General features: G+C 59.9%; 16 protein-coding genes. 6 read left to right on the plus strand and 10 right to left on the minus strand.

What is annotated here, in order from left to right; translation table 11 throughout:
* Positions 1 to 45: 45 nt before the first annotated feature.
* Positions 46 to 609, minus strand: coding sequence for an alkyl hydroperoxide reductase subunit C (gene ahpC / locus AWM79_RS06790; RefSeq protein ID WP_017133730.1), 564 nt, complete (start codon positions 607 to 609; stop codon positions 46 to 48).
* A 131-nt stretch (positions 610 to 740) separates the two neighbouring features.
* Complete coding sequence (locus tag AWM79_RS06795; protein ID WP_060782463.1) at positions 741 to 1,685, minus strand: site-specific integrase; 945 nt, start codon at positions 1,683 to 1,685, stop codon at positions 741 to 743.
* A 179-nt stretch (positions 1,686 to 1,864) separates the two neighbouring features.
* Here AWM79_RS06795 and AWM79_RS06800 point away from each other — a divergent pair, with 179 nt between their 5' ends.
* Complete coding sequence (locus AWM79_RS06800) at positions 1,865 to 2,935, plus strand: DNA-binding protein (protein WP_017133728.1); 1,071 nt, start codon at positions 1,865 to 1,867, stop codon at positions 2,933 to 2,935.
* A gap of 65 nt (positions 2,936 to 3,000) precedes the next feature.
* Here AWM79_RS06800 and yghU read toward each other — a convergent pair whose 3' ends face one another.
* The 3 genes from yghU to AWM79_RS24895 form a co-directional block, all read right to left on the minus strand.
* Positions 3,001 to 3,879 carry a glutathione-dependent disulfide-bond oxidoreductase gene (gene yghU / locus AWM79_RS06805; protein ID WP_060782464.1) on the minus strand — a complete coding sequence of 293 codons (879 nt, stop codon included), beginning with the start codon at positions 3,877 to 3,879 and terminating at the stop codon, positions 3,001 to 3,003.
* Between the two features lie 150 nt (positions 3,880 to 4,029).
* Positions 4,030 to 4,977, minus strand: coding sequence for a LysR family transcriptional regulator (locus tag AWM79_RS06810; RefSeq protein ID WP_060782465.1), 948 nt, complete (start codon positions 4,975 to 4,977; stop codon positions 4,030 to 4,032).
* A 22-nt stretch (positions 4,978 to 4,999) separates the two neighbouring features.
* Positions 5,000 to 5,137, minus strand: a complete 138-nt coding sequence (locus AWM79_RS24895) for a hypothetical protein (protein ID WP_017133725.1) — start codon at positions 5,135 to 5,137, stop codon at positions 5,000 to 5,002.
* Between the two features lie 16 nt (positions 5,138 to 5,153).
* Between AWM79_RS24895 and AWM79_RS06815 the strand changes: the two genes are divergently transcribed.
* Positions 5,154 to 6,692: an MFS transporter gene (locus tag AWM79_RS06815; protein WP_086009314.1), complete on the plus strand. Its 1,539-nt coding sequence runs from the start codon at positions 5,154 to 5,156 to the stop codon at positions 6,690 to 6,692.
* 50 nt (positions 6,693 to 6,742) lie between these two features.
* Here AWM79_RS06815 and AWM79_RS25975 read toward each other — a convergent pair whose 3' ends face one another.
* A complete protein-coding gene (locus tag AWM79_RS25975; protein ID WP_341844454.1) occupies positions 6,743 to 6,940 on the minus strand; it encodes a YceK/YidQ family lipoprotein in 198 nt (65 codons plus the stop codon).
* Between the two features lie 415 nt (positions 6,941 to 7,355).
* Between AWM79_RS25975 and AWM79_RS06825 the strand changes: the two genes are divergently transcribed.
* Entirely contained in the window at positions 7,356 to 9,029 is a 1,674-nt protein-coding gene (locus AWM79_RS06825) for a methyl-accepting chemotaxis protein (RefSeq protein WP_060782466.1), read from the plus strand.
* A 147-nt stretch (positions 9,030 to 9,176) separates the two neighbouring features.
* Here AWM79_RS06825 and AWM79_RS06830 read toward each other — a convergent pair whose 3' ends face one another.
* The 4 genes from AWM79_RS06830 to AWM79_RS06850 form a co-directional block, all read right to left on the minus strand.
* Positions 9,177 to 9,503: a hypothetical protein gene (locus tag AWM79_RS06830; protein WP_060782467.1), complete on the minus strand. Its 327-nt coding sequence runs from the start codon at positions 9,501 to 9,503 to the stop codon at positions 9,177 to 9,179.
* Positions 9,504 to 9,716: 213 nt separating this feature from the next.
* The gene (locus tag AWM79_RS06840) at positions 9,717 to 10,133 is read right to left on the minus strand and encodes a VOC family protein (RefSeq protein WP_017133719.1); all 417 of its coding nucleotides are present in this window, start codon (positions 10,131 to 10,133) and stop codon (positions 9,717 to 9,719) included.
* 352 nt (positions 10,134 to 10,485) lie between these two features.
* Positions 10,486 to 11,949 (minus strand): sensor histidine kinase, encoded by a 1,464-nt coding sequence (locus AWM79_RS06845; RefSeq protein WP_060782469.1) that lies wholly within the window; start codon positions 11,947 to 11,949, stop codon positions 10,486 to 10,488.
* Positions 11,946 to 12,662 (minus strand): response regulator transcription factor, encoded by a 717-nt coding sequence (locus AWM79_RS06850; RefSeq protein ID WP_017133717.1) that lies wholly within the window; start codon positions 12,660 to 12,662, stop codon positions 11,946 to 11,948. Before AWM79_RS06850 ends, AWM79_RS06845 begins: the two co-directional genes overlap by 4 nt.
* Before the next feature lie 170 nt (positions 12,663 to 12,832).
* On the opposite strand from AWM79_RS06850, the gene msrB reads away from it, so the two are divergent.
* The 3 genes from msrB to msrA all read left to right on the plus strand — a co-directional run bounded on the left by msrB (position 12,833) and on the right by msrA (position 16,048).
* Positions 12,833 to 13,351, plus strand: a complete 519-nt coding sequence (msrB, locus tag AWM79_RS06855; RefSeq protein ID WP_017133716.1) for a peptide-methionine (R)-S-oxide reductase MsrB — start codon at positions 12,833 to 12,835, stop codon at positions 13,349 to 13,351.
* A gap of 148 nt (positions 13,352 to 13,499) precedes the next feature.
* On the plus strand, positions 13,500 to 15,302 hold the full coding sequence (locus tag AWM79_RS06860) for a cytochrome c biogenesis protein DipZ (protein ID WP_060782470.1): 1,803 nt from the start codon (positions 13,500 to 13,502) through the stop codon (positions 15,300 to 15,302).
* A 20-nt stretch (positions 15,303 to 15,322) separates the two neighbouring features.
* Positions 15,323 to 16,048, plus strand: a complete 726-nt coding sequence (gene msrA, locus AWM79_RS06865; RefSeq protein WP_060782471.1) for a peptide-methionine (S)-S-oxide reductase MsrA — start codon at positions 15,323 to 15,325, stop codon at positions 16,046 to 16,048.
* The last annotated feature ends 10 nt before the right edge of the window (positions 16,049 to 16,058 follow it).

Here is a 16,058-nt window from a genome sequence, read left to right on the forward strand (position 1 = left end):
TCGACTTATGAAGTGCGGATGACCGCCCTTGGCTGACTCACTGGCTTAGATCTTGCCGACCAGGTCCAGGGACGGAGCCAGAGTAGCCTCGCCTTCCTGCCACTTGGCTGGGCAGACTTCGCCCGGGTGGGCAGCGACGTACTGAGCCGCCTTGATCTTGCGCAGCAGCTCGGAAGCGTCACGACCTACGCCGCCATCGTTGAGTTCAACGATCTTGATCTGACCTTCAGGGTTGATCACGAAGGTGCCACGGTCGGCCAGGCCAGCTTCTTCGATCAATACGTCGAAGTTGCGGGAGATGGTCAGGGTCGGGTCACCGATCATGGTGTACTGAATCTTGCCGATGGCGGGTGAGGTGTTATGCCAGGCGGCGTGGGCAAAGTGGGTGTCGGTCGACACGCTGTAGATTTCAACGCCCAGCTTCTGGAACGCCTCGTAATTGTCAGCCAGGTCTTCCAGTTCAGTAGGGCAGACGAAGGTGAAGTCGGCTGGGTAGAAGAACACCACCGACCATTTGCCTTTCAGGTCAGCGTCCGACACTTCGATGAAATTGCCGTTTTTGTAAGCGGTGGCTTTGAACGGTTTAACTTGGCTGTTGATGATAGGCATCGTGACTCTCCGTCAGGGGTTAAGAAGTTGATGGGAGAATCCTAGCTACTCTTTGGCATTCCGGCTCATTGGCAAAGCTGATACTCGCGATTGGTTTTCGCTATAAGACCAGGGTATTAATAGAAGAAATCCTATAAACCTTGCTGGACAGCCTTCTCGCCGAGCAGACCCGTGCCCGCAAACGGACTGGCCTGGACATAACGCATGGCAGACTTGAAATCCTTCCAGCCGACATAACCCATCAGCGATTTCAGATCCCAGCCGCTACCATGGGCCCAAGTGGCAAAGCCTCGACGCAACGAGTGGCTGGTGTAGTGCTCGGCGGCGATGCCCGCACGCTCCAGGGCCTGACGCAACAATGGGATAATGCTGTTGGCGTGCAACCCCTCATTGCCCACGTTGCCCCAGCGGTCGACAGCACGAAACACCGGGCCACGCACCAGCGCCGCGCAATTGATCCACTCGATATACGCTTGTACCGGACAAAGCCGTCGCAGCGCCGGGGTCTGGTAGGTGCGTCCGAGGTTGTCCCGGTCACTTTTGCTGCGCGGCAGGTACAGGGTGATACCGGCGCCCGGCTGTGCCTGGACGTGTTCGATCTCCAGCCGGCACAACTCATCGCTGCGAAAGCCGCGCCAGAACCCCAGCAGAATCAGTGCCGTATCGCGCCGGGCGCGCAGCAGTCGCGGCCGATCTTGCCGCGCTGACGCGGCCTGTGCCTCACCCGCCAACGAAGCGATCACCTGCTCCAAGTGTTGCAACTGCAAGGGCGCGGCCTGCTTTTCCTGCATCGGATGCAGGGCGCGGATGCCCTTGAACACCTGGCGTACCACCGGTGCCCGGGTGGGGTCGGTAAATCCCTGGCTGTTGTGCCACTGAGCCAGGGCCGAGAGACGCAGTTTTAGGGTGTTGATCGAGAGCAGCCCGGCATGGGCGACCAGATAGCGCGCGACACTGTCGCCAGTGGCCGGCAGAAATCCACCCCAACTGACTTCGAAGTGCTCGATGGCGGCCCGATAGCTGCGCCGGGTGTTGTCGCGCGTGGCGGCTTGCAAATAACGGTCGAGCTCGCTCATGAGCAGAGATTCCGGCAGGTGTACGCAAAGAACAGGGGCAAATGCAAAAGAATGCCTCTAACACGGGATAATACTAGTATATCCCGTGTTATAAAATTCTAATATGAATCGATTAAGTTTTACTGTTATGCTATGTAATTACAGGGTACATACCACAGTACGAAATCGTAGGAGAAGACATGGCTCGCGGCGGCGTGAACAAGGCAGTGGTGCAGACCGCGCGATTGGCGATCCTCGCCCGTGGCGAACACCCCAGCATTGATGCAGTACGTATCGAAATGGGTAATACGGGCTCGAAAACCACCATTCACCGGTACCTGAAGGAGCTGGCCGAAAGTGACCAGCGCCTGGCGGTGCCTCAGGAAGACCTCGAAGAAGAGCTCGCCGCGCTGGTCGCCCGCCTCGCCTGGCGCCTGCAGGAACAGGCTCAGGAGCCGCTGGAACGGGCTCAGGCCCACTGGCAGGAACAACAGGCCCAATGGCAGATACACCTGACGCAGGCCACACAGAAGCAAGAGCAGCTTGAGCAGCAGCTTGAGGTTCAGGCCGCAGCCTTAGCGCAGCAGTCACAGGACTTGCAGACCACTCGCTCCATGCTGCAGACCGAACAGACCCGCAATGCTGGCCTGCGTCAGGCCCTCAGCGACAGCGAACTGCGCCTCAAGGACAAGGAAAAGCAGATCCACTCGCTGGAAGACAAGCACCAGCATGCCCGCGACGCTCTGGAACACTTTCGCAGCGCAGCCAAGGAACAACGCGAGCAGGAACAGCGTCGCCATGAAGGCCAGCTACAACAGGTACAGATGGAATTGCGTCAGGCCCAGCAAAGTGCCTTGGTACGCCAGGATGAAATCACTCAATTACATCGCGACAACGAGCGCCTGCTGGCCGAAGGCCGGGGGTTGATGAAGGAGATGCGACAGGCGCAGGAGCAACTTCAGCAAAGCAGCGAGCGAGAGAAAGCGCTCTCGCAACGAACGATCCTGCTGGAAACCGAACGCCCGCTCTTCCAGGAACGCCTGCGGGTGGCACTGGAAAAAAGTGCGGCGATCAAGCAACAGCTCGACACACAGCGCGCCGCGAACAAAGCCTTGGAAATCCGTGCAATCAAGGCCGAAACAGCGCTCGCGAATATGCCGGGCGAGCCCTCGACCAGGGTCGCGAGCCCGACAGACAGAGATGCCAATAGCGGGGAAAAGCCGCTTCAGGCTCCCAACGTAAACGCCGCCCCTGAACCCCAATCTGACTGACACGGGTCGTCTGTTACTCGACGCCATGGGCGAGTAACGGATCTTCTTTCGTCGGCGCCTCGTAGTCACTGACCCGAGGTGGCCAGCTTGTCTTCGGTGCGCGTGTCGAAGTCCGTGGACTCGTGGCGTTCGCGCAACTGACTGGAAAGTTCACCGAACGCTCGGTTGACCATTCGCCCGCGCTGCACCGCCGGACGCGCCTCGATGGCATCGGCCCAACGCTGGACATGTCGATAATCCTGCACCGAAAGAAACTGTGCAGCGTCATAGAGACGCCCCTTCGCCAAACCACCGTACCAGGGCCATATCGCCATGTCGGCGATGGTGTATTCGGCCCCGGCAATGTATTCGCTGACGGCCAACTGCTTGTCAAGCACATCGAGTTGGCGTTTGGTTTCCATGGCGAACCGATCGATCGCGTATTCGATCTTCGTCGGCGCATAGGCATAGAAATGCCCAAAACCGCCGCCTAGATACGGTGCGCTGCCCATCTGCCAAAACAACCAGGACAGGCACTCAGCACGATCTGCCGGCGTGGTCGGCAGGAACGCGCCGAATTTCTCGGCGAGGTATTGCAAAATCGCCCCCGACTCGAAAAGGCGAATCGGTTTTGGCCCACTGTGGTCCATCAACGCGGGGATCTTGGAGTTCGGATTCACCTCCACGAAACCGCTGCCGAACTGATCGCCTTCCTCAATACGAATCAACCAGGCGTCGTATTCCGCGCCTTGATGACCCAGGGCCAGCAACTCTTCCAACAAGATGGTGACCTTTTGGCCATTGGGTGTCGCCAGGGAATACAACTGTAACGGATGACGTCCGATTGGCAATTCCCGGTCATGGGTCGCGCCGGCGATGGGTCGGTTGATACTGGCAAATTTGCCGCCGTTTTCCTTGCTCCAGGTCCAGACCTGGGGTGGCTGGTAGGCCGCTGAGTGGGTCATGCTCATGCTCCTTGGTTGCAATGGATGATTGTGGCACCGGCAGCGCCGGCCCGTTTGGAACCTTGCACATTCTCGTGGCAAGCAGGCTAGCCCGCCCGCCACAATTTCACCAGGCGCGGGATCGGGCTCAAGTGAATAACCGTGTTGTCATCATCGAGCTACCTGTGCCGAGGAGCACTCCGAGGCGATGGTCGCGCGAAGCTGTGCGGTCTCCTGTTCGAGGCGCTCGCAGACAAAATCGACAAACACGCGAATCTTGCGCGATAGCTGGCGGCTCGACGGCCAGACGATGCTCATCGGGTCTGGCGCAATGAGGTGTTCATGCAGCAAACAGCGCAACGAACCGGCGGCCAATGCCTCACGGGCAAGAAAGTCAGGGAGGGTGCCCAAACCAAATCCATGGATCAGCGCGCCACGGACCATTTCCATATTATTGCTGACCATCACCGTGCGAGTCCGAGACTCGCGAGCGCCCTCCTCTCGCAACAACGGCCAGTCTTGCAGCTTGCCATTCTTGAAATAGCGAAAACGCACTGTCAGATGATCATCCAGCTCTGCCGGCGTGCGCGGCGTGCCATGACGCTCCAGATAAGCCGGCGCGGCGCACAGCACCAGTTGCACGCCGGGCAAGGATCGACGGATCAGACGCGAATCAGGCAGGTCGCCACTACGAATGGCAACGTCAAACCCCTCTTCGATCAGGTCCACCAACTTGTCGCTGAAATCGATGTCCAGCTCGATATCGGGATACAACGCCATGAACGCCATCAACACCGACTGAAACAGATGATAGCTGGCAATCGGCAGGCTCAGCCGCAAGCGTCCACGCGGCACTTCCGTGGACTGTGACAAGGCGGCCTGGGCATCATCCAGATCATCCAGGATGCGTCGGCAGCGCTCCTGAAACACCCGTCCCTCATCAGTCAAACTAAGGCTGCGGGTCGAGCGTTGAAACAATCGTACCCCCAACTGCTGTTCCAGGCGACTCACGCCCTTGCCGACCGCTGATGCGGACAACCCCAACGCCCTGCCCGCTGCGACGAAACTGCCCAGTTCCGCCGTGCGGATAAAGGGCATCAAGCCACTGAGTCGATCCACCTACCTCTCCTATTCGATCTTTTTATTCCGATATGGGCGGAATATTTACCGTTTTCAACTCGATTACTCGCTCTTTAAGATCCTTGCACGCTTCACCGTCGTCGGCAAACCAGCGCAACATCATCAGGCTTTTTTCAAGCAGCGCCGCTTCTCGCCCCACCGCAAGGACTCCACCAGTGCCTCACTCATTGTTACAACAGCGACTGATCTTTCTGGCCGTATGCCTCACGGCCTTGACCATGCCCTTCAACTTCACCGCACCAGCCGTTGCGCTAGCTGCCATCAGTCATGCCCTGGGTGGTACGCCGATGCAGATGAGCTGGGTGACCAACGCCTTTTTGCTAACCTTCGGCAGTTGCCTGATGTTGGCCGGTGCCCTGGCCGATGGCTATGGCCGCAAGAAAATCTTTATCGGCGGCGTCAGCACCTTTGCCGTGCTTGCTGCCGCACTGCCGTTTGCTCCCAACCTGATGTTGTTCGATGTGCTGCGGGCAGCCCAGGGCCTGGCCGCCGCAGCTGCTTTCTCCGGCGGTATGTCGGCTCTGGCGCAGGTGTTCGACGGTCCGGCGCGCCTGCGGGCCTTCAGCTTCGTCGGTGCCAGCTTCGGCATCGGCCTGGCCTTCGGTCCCGTGCTGGCCGGTGCGATCATCGAGGCCTTCGACTGGCACCTGATCTTTCTGTTGATTACCCTGCCGGCGGCAATCTCGCTGGGATTGGCCGCACGCTGCATGGAGGAGTCGCGCAACCCTGAGGCGACGGGGATCGATTGGCCGGGGGCGATCACCTTCACTGGAGCGCTGGGCATCTTCACATTCGCCATCCTCAAGGTGCCGGAAAACGGCTGGGCCGATCCGCTATCCCTGGGGCTGTTCGTCGTCGCGCTGTTGTCCTTCGCCGCCTTTGTGCGGATCGAGCAGCGTGTCGCGCAACCGATGCTCGACTTGTCGTTGTTCCGTTTTGCGCGCTTTGTCGGCGTGCAACTGCTGGCGACCGCGCCGGCCTACTCCTTCGTGGTGCTGTTGATCTTGCTGCCGATCCGTTTCGTGGGTATCGAAGGAATGAGCGAAATCGCCGCCGGCCAATTGCTGATCGCCTTGTCGGCCCCGTTGCTGGTGTTGCCGATCGCCGCCGGCTACCTGACCCGTTGGCTGTCGCCGTCAACCTTGTGCGGCAGTGGCTTACTGATGTGCGCGGTGGGGCTGTACTGGCTGAGCCATGTGCCGGTGGGCAGTGGCGCGGCACCACTGGCCTGGCCGATGCTGGTGATCGGCGCCGGCATCAGCCTGCCCTGGGGCTTGATGGATGGCATGGCGGTCAGCGTCGTCCCCAAGGAGCGCGCCGGTATGGCTACGGGCATTTTCAGCACCACCCGAGTGGCCGGTGAGGGCGTGGCCCTTGCCGTCGCGACGGCGTTGCTATCGACCTTTACGGCCGACAATCTGGCCGCCCTGCCTGGCACTGCGTTGCCCCACATCATCGACGCCGCACAACACCTGGCGACCGGTGACCTGAACGGTGCCGAGCAACTGCTGCCCACCGCCGGACATGCTGCGCTGATCCAGGGATACAGTGCTGCCTTCAGCACCTTGCTGCGGGTATTGGCGGCTATCACCGTACTGACAGCCGCCGTGGTGTTCCTGTTCCTCGATCGCGGTTCACTTGAGGACGATAGGGACAACGAGTTGTGTGAGCGCGCATTGGATCAAGCCCCTTGAAAGGGTCGAATGCACCTGTTTACATCAGGCTATCAGTGGACACTCGGGCGCTAACGCCGAATCACCATGCTTCCCTCTCGGACTTGCTGATTAATCGTGTATGGCAGTACAACGGTGTCCACGACGCCAGAAACCAGAATATCCAGCACTATCAGGGGAAAGTTGCCAACAGGCGAGCCATCTGGCTGCCATTGTGCGGTAGGTTCTCCATGCATTACGCAAAAATCGTAGACCACCCCACTGTACATGCGTGGAATCGCCTGGCAATAAGTACGATACCCCGCCAAGCTTTTGCTGACGGCATCGTCGCCACGCAGGAGGGTGCTTCCCGTTCCGCAACCGGCCAACGTCCAGAGCGTAAGTAGATAAGCCGCAGCCCGATAGATGTTATGCAAGACAGCCTCGCCAATGTGCCGATGATGGATCGGCACATCTAGCCTGTCCCTGCCTTGCCTCCTCAAGATGGGTTTTCAGAAACTCAGGTAGTCTCCTGATCCATCCACTGAGAGAAAAGCACCTGGCACCTGCCTGCAGAAGCACCCGCACTGACGCGAACATCCCAGGCTCGGCACACTCAATTTGCAACATCAACAATAATGACATAAAGCCATCACACAACTTTGCTACAACCGCTGGCGTAGTTCTTCATATGAGTCCATCGCCGTGAACCTTCGTTTCGCCTTCCTGCGCAAACCCTCCCACCGTCCCTCCCCGCTACGTCGCCTGAGTATCGGCAAGCGCCTGCTGGCCAGTTTCGGCCTGTGCGCCTTGCTGCTGAGCACCTTGGGCGCGGTATGCCTGGTGGCGATGCAGCACATTCGCCATCAGGGGGAATTGATCGAGCAAGGACCGCTGTCGAGTATCGCCCAGGCAGATGCCATCGCCATCGACCTGGCCAAGCTGCGCACCGAGGCTGCGTTGTTACTGGTATATGCCAACGACCCGACCGAACTGGCTAACCGTAAGATCAACCTGCAACAGCTCAATACCGAGATCGACCAGGGGTTCACCCAATACCTGGCCAAGGTGCCTGAAGGGGCGGAGCGAGACTCGATCAACTTGCTCCAGGGTGCTTCGCGGCAGTTTGTCGCACTGTTCAAGCAGGCCATTGATCTAGTTGAGCACCAGCGGGTAAATGAGGCTGGCAACCTGGCCAACAACAACCTGAACAATCAAGGCTCGTTGATGGACATGCAAGTGCAACTGCTTCGCGAACTGAACAAGCAAAGCACTGCACAAGCCCTGGAAAACGCCGCCGACACCTTCCGTAAGGTCCAGCTATTGCTGCCCATTGTCATTGGCGCGGCGCTGGCCTTGATGCTGTTACAGGCCTGGCGGCTGAGCGTGAGCATCACCCAACCACTGCGCCAGGCCTTGCAGGTAGCCAAGACTATCGCCGCCGGTGATCTCAGCCAGGTGGTGGTTGCCCACGGCCTGGACGAAGTGGCGCAGCTACTGCAGATGCTCGGGCATATGCGCGACCAGTTGCACGGAGTTATCCAGCGGATCGGCGGCGCCGTTGGCCGCCTGAACGCGGCGACCCAAGAGATGGGCGCGATCATGCACGACAGTGCCCAGGACCTGCAGCAGCAATGCGCCGAGATCGAACAGGCTGCCACTGCCGTCACCCAGATGAGTCAGGTGGTCGAGGAAGTAGCTCGCAATGCCCTGGAAACCTCCACTGAATCGCGCGACTCAAGCGCCTCCGTGCGCGAGGGCCAACAGCAACTGGACGAAACCATGACCGACATCGGCGCTCTGGCCGATCAGGTCGAGCAGGCCAGCCTGCGCGCCCAGGCCCTGGCGACGGAGACCCAGGGTATCAGCAAGGTGCTGGAAGTGATCCGCAGCGTGGCCGCCCAGACCAATCTACTGGCGCTTAATGCCGCCATCGAAGCGGCACGAGCTGGCGATGCAGGGCGCGGCTTTGCCGTAGTAGCCGACGAAGTGCGTAACCTGGCCCATCGCACCGAGGCCTCGACACGGGAAATCGAACAGATGATGGATGGCATTCATCTGGGCACCGGCCAGACCGTCCAGGCCCTGGCCGAAAGTGCCGCCCAGGCTGGCCGCACGCGTCAACGGGCGCAGGTAACCAAGGACGTATTAGGGAGCATTTCCCGGGCGGTGGTTGGCATTGACGAACGCAATCAGATAATCGCCACCGCTGCTGAGCAACAGGCCCAGGTGGCGCGTGAAGTGGACCGCAACCTGGTGCTGATTCGCGACCTGTCCATGCAGACCGCCAGCGGTGCCGTCCAGACCAGCACCGCCAGTCAGGAGCTGGGGCATCTGGCGGTGGAACTGGATGGCATGCTGGCGCGCTTCTCGTTGTAACGCTCTGCTAGTGGCCTGTGTGGTGAGTTCTATGAGTCAATTTCAGCGCCATAAATCCCTGGCCTGCATTGCTGTTCCTCGTCATAGCGCCTTGGCCAGGGACTTATAGCATCCGAACTTGAGCTAACGAACTCACCACACAGGCCACTAGATGGGTTTGACCGACACCACCTCGAAGTAGCGGAACTTCTTCTTTTTCGCCTCGTTCCTGGCCTCCTGTTCCGCGATGAAGGTGCTCAGGGTATTAGCGTCATAAGTGAGCACCTCAATCTCACCTTCGAACTCCCGCGTGGCGTGTAGCGTGACCCTCAGCTTCGGCGAGAGCGCCTTGGCCATCGTTCGACGCTTGGGGGCTGGTGGCGGAGCAGGTGTAGGCTTTGCCTCAGGCAGTAGCGCCGATATTGGGTCGGCGCTTGGGCCGGAGGTACCAAACAGCGCCAAGCGCATCTCCTCCTCGCTCAGTTCATTACTCATTGTCGATGTCTCATTACAGATAGGCGGTTTGATATCCAGAAAACCGCAGGATTTTACCAGTCTTGGCCGCCGGTTGCTGTGATCGGTGCAAATTCGCGATCGATGACTGCGCCAACCCGATCCCGATGATGGTCAAGGAACACAGGATCCCTCCAAGAAAACGGCTTTTCGCCTTGCTCACCGGCCACGGCGACCAGTGAACAAGGCACTTCATCAGTGCTGCTTATGCTTCCCTTCGTAGTTGACCATCCAGGCAATGCCGAAACGATCTTCGAACATGGCGAAGCGTTGCGCCCAGAAAGTTTTCTCCAGCGGCATGAAAACCTTGCCACCCGCGCTCAAGCCATCAAACAACCGCTTGGCCTCGGCCACGCTGTCGACATTGAGGGAAACCGATACACCTTGCGGCTTGTGATACGGCTGGCCGGGCGGGCAATCGGAGGCCATTAGGCTGAAATCGCCCAGAGTCAGGCAGGCATGCAGGATCATGTTTGCGTCCTTGGGCATACCCACTTCTGCCGGTGCCTCGGCAAAAGACATGGAAAACAGCTCGCCGCCGAGCACTTTCTGGTACAACGCAAAAGCTTCCTTGCAACGACCGTTGAAGGTCAGGTAGGGAATGATTTTCATGATAGATCTCCTGTTGTCAGGGTTCACGATTGACCGGACACCTTCGCCAGCACCGACAACTTCCTCGGTCGGTTGCCCAGGGATCGCAACAAAGCCGGGACCGTGGGCCTGCTCAGGCATCATGATCGCCATCAAAACTCCGGGCAACTTGTCTGCTTTGGATCCTACGAGGATAAGTAGCGAGATCGTCCGGTGTTCGACATAAGACCCCCAGCCCCTGACAAGTTCATGCCCTCTGGTGTCCTGACCGGCAATTCAGATGGATCCTACAAAACGCGCTGCCACTGCTCCAGCAGCACCCCCACCGAGAAGAAGCACCGAGCCTCCCGCCAGCCGGATGCTAACGACTGAGTCAATCGCCCGCCGCCGTCAGCTCGAAATAGAACACTGCGCCCTTCTTCGGGATCGACAGTAAACGGATCTGGCTGTCGTGCAGTTGCAGGATGCGCCGCACGATCAATAACCCGAGGCCGCCGGAGCGACGGTCGCCATCATGATTAAAGGGACGGCGAAAGAGGTTTTCCAACAGTTGGGCCGGAATCCCCGGTCCGGTATCGCTGACGGTCACCTGCACTTTTCCCGCCTCCCGCGCCAGCGCCACTTCGATGGTCCCGCCTGCGGGGCTATGACGTAACGCATTGTCGATCAGATTGGTCAGCACCCGCTCGATCATGCCCAGGTCGGCAGTCACCATTGAGGCGCCCCTAGGCACCATCGCCAGCAGTTTCGAACGGCGGGTCTCGGCCATCAGCTCAAACTTCTGGAAGACGTCCTGAAGCAGGTCACTGAGGGAAAAATCCTCGCACTCCAAACGCACCGCGCCGTGCTCCAGGCGCGCCAGCTCGAACAGCGCCTGGGCCAGTTTGCCAACCTTGTTGCTCTGGGCCAAGGCAATACCAAGGTAACGCCGGCGCTCGTCGGCAGCCAGCACCGCGTCCTTGAGCGAGAGGGTTTCCAGGTAGCCGTGCAGCGAGGCCAGGGGTGTACGCAGGTCATGGGAGATATTCGCCACCAGTTCACGGCGATCCTGGTCGAGCTGGGTCAAGGTTTGCCATTGCTCGCCGATACGGGTCGCCATTTGCGCAAAACTGGCCTCCAGCACTTCGATTTCGTCACGACTGCCGAACCCCGTCCTCGACAGCACCGGCAGGCGATCCGGCGGTACGTCGGTGTCGAAATCGCGCATAGTGTCGGTCAGTCGGCGCAACGGTCGGGTGATCAGCCGGAAAGCGATCAGCCCGGCGATCAGCCCGAGTAACGCCACCAGGGTCATGGCCCACAACGTGGTGCGTAGGACCGAACTGGCCAAGACCCGTGCCGCCAGACGATCATGCTCCTCGCCTTGCAACACGACATAGAGATAACCCAAATTCTTGCCGCCGCCCTGCAACACAGCGGCACTGAACACTTTGCGCCTGTCAGTGCTGCGCGGGTCGTCACCGAGGATCGGCAAGGGCTGGTCGTCGAGCAGGAGCTGGATCGGTTGCAAGTCGACATGGTCGCGCTTGAGGTGGCCTTGTGGCGCCGCGTCACCGGTGATCCGCCCACTTGGATCGAGTAGGTAGACCTCCACGCTCGGATTGACGTTCATCAACTTGCCGAACAGCACCCGCACGCTCTCCATGGTCAGGCCTTCGGCGCCCATTAAGCGGTTCTCCAGGGCGATCCCGCGGGCCAGGTTGCGCGACAGCCCCTGGACCACTTCCTTTTCGCGCATGTCGCTGGCACGCACCTGCAACCATACCGAGGCACTGCAGCAGGCCAGCAACAAGATCGAAAAGACCACGGACAACCGCTGGGACAGGGTCAGGTTCATTCGGCATGTCCCGAAGGCGCGAAGCGATAACCCCGGCCCCAGACCGTGAGGATTCGCTCGGGCTGCGTCGGGTCGACCTCGATCTTCGCTCGTAGGCGATTGATATGCGTGTTGACCGTGTGTTCGTAGCCGTCGTGCTGGTAACCCCAGACCTGGTTCAGCAAGTCCATGCGCGAGTACACCGTACTGGGATTCTTCATGAAGAAGTGCAGCAAGTCGAATTCCCTCGGTGTCAGCTCCAGGTATTGACCGTCGACCTGGGCCTGGCGGGTCAGCGGGTCGAGCCTCAGGCCGTTGAGTTCAAGACTGCCGGCATCGACCTTCAGGCTCTTGGCCAGGGCATCGACCCGGCGCAGCAGCGCCTTGACCCGCGCCGCCAGCTCGAGCATGGAAAACGGTTTGGCCAGGTAATCGTCGGCGCCCAGTTCGAGACCCAGCACCCGGTGCATTTCACTGGAACGGGCACTGGTGATGATGATCGGCGTGTAGCGCGCCATAGCCCGCGCCTGGCGACAGATTTCCAGGCCATCGACGCCCGGCAGCATCAGGTCGAGAATCAATGCATCCCATGAGCCCTTTTCCAGTTGCGCCAGCCCCAGGGTGCCATCGGCGCAATGAGTGACCTCATAGCCTTCATCCTCCAGGTGCAGGCTCAGCAATCCGGCCAGATGGCAGTCATCCTCGACAATCAATATGCGTTTGGGTGAATCCATGGGCAGCACTCCTGCAGGAAATATCCGGATCATCGTACAGAACGAGGTCAAATCCATTGTGCCGGATCGTTACGCGGAAATATTCACAATTAATTTAACTTTACGGGAGGATTTGGCGACCGTGAGCGCCTGACACTTCAAGCCTGATCAATTGCCGTGGAAGTGACATTATGTCCTCTAGAAGAGGCTTTCTTTTCTCCAGCGCTGGCGCCCTGCTCGCGGCCGGCTTTGTCGACTGGCGCGCCACGGCCGCCACCCTGAGTGGCCAGCCTGCTCAGGCTGTTCCGGATGAGACCTTCGAAGTCACCCACAGCGATGACGAATGGCGCACGTTACTGAACGACAAACAATATCAGGTGCTGCGTAATGAAAGCACCGAGCGGCCTTACAGCAGCGCTCTCAATGACGAGCACCGTGACGGTGTGTTTGCTTGTGCCGGCTGCCAACTGGCGCTGTTCACCTCGGCTGCCAAATTCGACAGTCGCACTGGTTGGCCCAGCTTCACCGCGCCGCTGGAAAACGCTGTGAGCACCCGTCGCGACACTTCGCTGGGAGGTTCTCGCATCGAAGTGCACTGTCAGCGCTGCGGTGGGCACCTGGGGCACGTGTTTCCCGATGGCCCGCGGCCAACTGGGTTGCGCTATTGCATGAACGGCGTGGCTATCACCTTTGCCCCAGAAGCGGCCTGACCGCCGCTATCCTTGTGGACATTGGTGTGTGTGGAAACGGGTTTGCCTACGCAGGGGTTGGTGACCTCAAAGGCCTATTCGTTGGCAACCGCTCTCGGAGATTTGCGCAAGATCGCTCTCTCACGATTTCTCACAAGGATCTTCAATCATGATTCTACTTATCCTGGCGTACCTGGGCGGTCTGTTGACCATCCTCAGCCCGTGTATCCTGCCGGTGCTACCGTTTGTCTTCGCTCGCTACGACGAACCGTTTCGCCGCAGCAGCCTGCCGTTGCTGTTCGGCATGGCGCTAACCTTTGCCCTGGTCGCCAGCCTGGTCGCCGTCGGTGGTGGCTGGGTGGTCCAGGTCAACCAATACGGTCGCTGGCTGGCGATGACGTTGATGGCGCTCTTCGCCATCACCTTGTTGTTCCCGCGCCTGGCTGATCGCCTGGCTCGGCCATTGGTGTCAGCCGGTGATCGCCTGGCGCGTTCGGCCCAGGACGGCGGCCAACCGAGCGGCAAATCGTCCTTGCTGCTGGGGATTGCCACTGGCCTGCTGTGGGCACCTTGCGCCGGACCGATCCTTGGTCTGGTCCTCACCGGCGCCGCGCTGGAAGGCGCTAATATCGGCAGCACCCTGTTGCTATTGGCCTATGCCGCCGGTGCCGCCACCTCCCTGGCCGTCGTGCTGCTGGCGGGGGGGCGCCTGTTCACGGCGCTGAAACGCCACCTCGGCACCGGCCAATGGCTGCGCCGTGGCCTGGGCGCGATCATGCTGATCGGTGTGGCGGCGATTGCCTCGGGCCTGGACACCGGACTGCTGACCAGGGTTTCCAGCGTTGCCACCTCCGATATCGAACAGAAGCTACTCGACACCCTGGTCCCGGTCGTACAAAGGGACCCCGCAGCACCAGGTGACGCGATGAGGACCTCGGGCGACGACGACCAGGCCGATGACAACATCGTGGCGACGGCCGTCAAGACCGGCGACGAAGGCGCCTTACCGATAGAAGGTGTCCTGCCCGACCTCTCGGGAGCCGTGCAATGGCTCAACTCGGCACCGTTGAGCGCCGCCGATCTCAAGGGCAAGGTAGTACTGATCAACTTCTGGACTTACTCCTGCATCAATTGCCTGCGCAGCTTGCCCTACGTCAACGCCTGGGCGCAGAAGTATCACGATCAGGGGCTGGTGGTGATCGGCGTGCACGCCCCGGAGTTCGCCTTCGAGCGGGATGTCGACAATGTGCGCCAGGCCGTCGCCAGACTGGGCATCCAGTACCCGGTAGCGATCGACAATCAGTTCAAGATCTGGCGCAGCTTCGACAACCAATACTGGCCAGCGTATTACTTTGTCGATACCCAGGGTCGCGTGCGCCACCACCACTTCGGCGAAGGCGACTATGCCGGCTCCGAGCAGGTCATTCAGCAACTGCTGGCCGAAGCCGGCAACAAGCATGTCTCTGGCGGCTTGGTCACTGCCCAGGCCGAGGGAGAGACGCAGGCCGCCGGAGAGGCGCAAGTGAAGTCCGAGGAAACCTATATTGGTTATGACCGCGCCGAAAACTTCGCGTCCCCTACCGAACAGGTCGCCGACCAGCCGAAGAACTATGTGGCGCCACAACAACCGGCACTGAACGAGTGGGGGCTGGAAGGCAACTGGACCGTTCATTCGGAACAGGCTGCGCTAAACCGGGCCTCGGGCAAGGTCGTCTATCGCTTTCACGCCCGAGACTTGCACCTGGTACTAGGTCCAGGGAGCGATGGCAAGCCGGTACGCTTCAAGGTGCGCATCGACGGCGATATACCAGGCGCCCACCACGGTACCGACACCGACGCCAATGGCGAAGGCGTCGTGGTCGAGCAACGCCTCTACCAACTGGTGCGGCAGGTTGGGGAGATCACCGATCACACGTTCTCCATCGAGTTTCTTGATCCCGGTGTCCAGGCCTACGTCTTCACCTTCGGTTGATACTCAAGAGGATAAACAACATGAACAAATCCATGCGACAGAAGAAAGTCAGGTCGCCGCTGCTGATGCTTAGCGCGCTTGCCGGCGTGGCGCTGTCGGTGTCGATGGTCCTGCGTTTTGCCGGGGCCGCCGAGACGGCGGCGCAGATCGCCCCAGCGGCGCTGGATGAACCGGTAGCGGCCAGCCAGGCCACGGCGGTATTTGCCGGCGGCTGTTTCTGGGGCGTGCAGGGGGTGTTTCAGCATGTGCGTGGGGTACAGAATGTGGTCGCCGGCTACGCAGGCGGCGCGGTAAACACCGCGCATTACGAGGATGTCGGCGACGGCACCAGCGGTCATGCCGAGTCGGTGCAGATCACCTACGATCCGAGCCAGATCAGCTACGGCAAGCTGCTGCAGGTGTTCTTCCTGGTAGCTCATGACCCCACCGAACTCAACCGTCAGGGCCCGGACAGCGGCACCCAATACCGGTCAGCGATCTTTGCGGTGAATGCCGATCAGAAAAAAGTTGCCCAAGCCTATATTGAGCAGTTAAATGCGGCCAAAGTATTTCCGTCGGCGATTGTTACCAGGATTGAGGAAAACAAGAACTTCTACCCAGCCGAGGACTATCACCAAAACTACCTGACATTACACCCGTATTCGCCGTATATCGTTTTCAATGACCTGCCGAAGGTAGAAAACCTCAAGCGCATGGAGCCGAGCCTGTACAGGACAGACCCGGTGCTGGTGCCGGACGTGCAGTGATCTCAGGCAC

The organism is Pseudomonas agarici (assembly GCF_001543125.1).
Taxonomy (GTDB): Bacteria; Pseudomonadota; Gammaproteobacteria; order Pseudomonadales; family Pseudomonadaceae; genus Aquipseudomonas; species Aquipseudomonas agarici.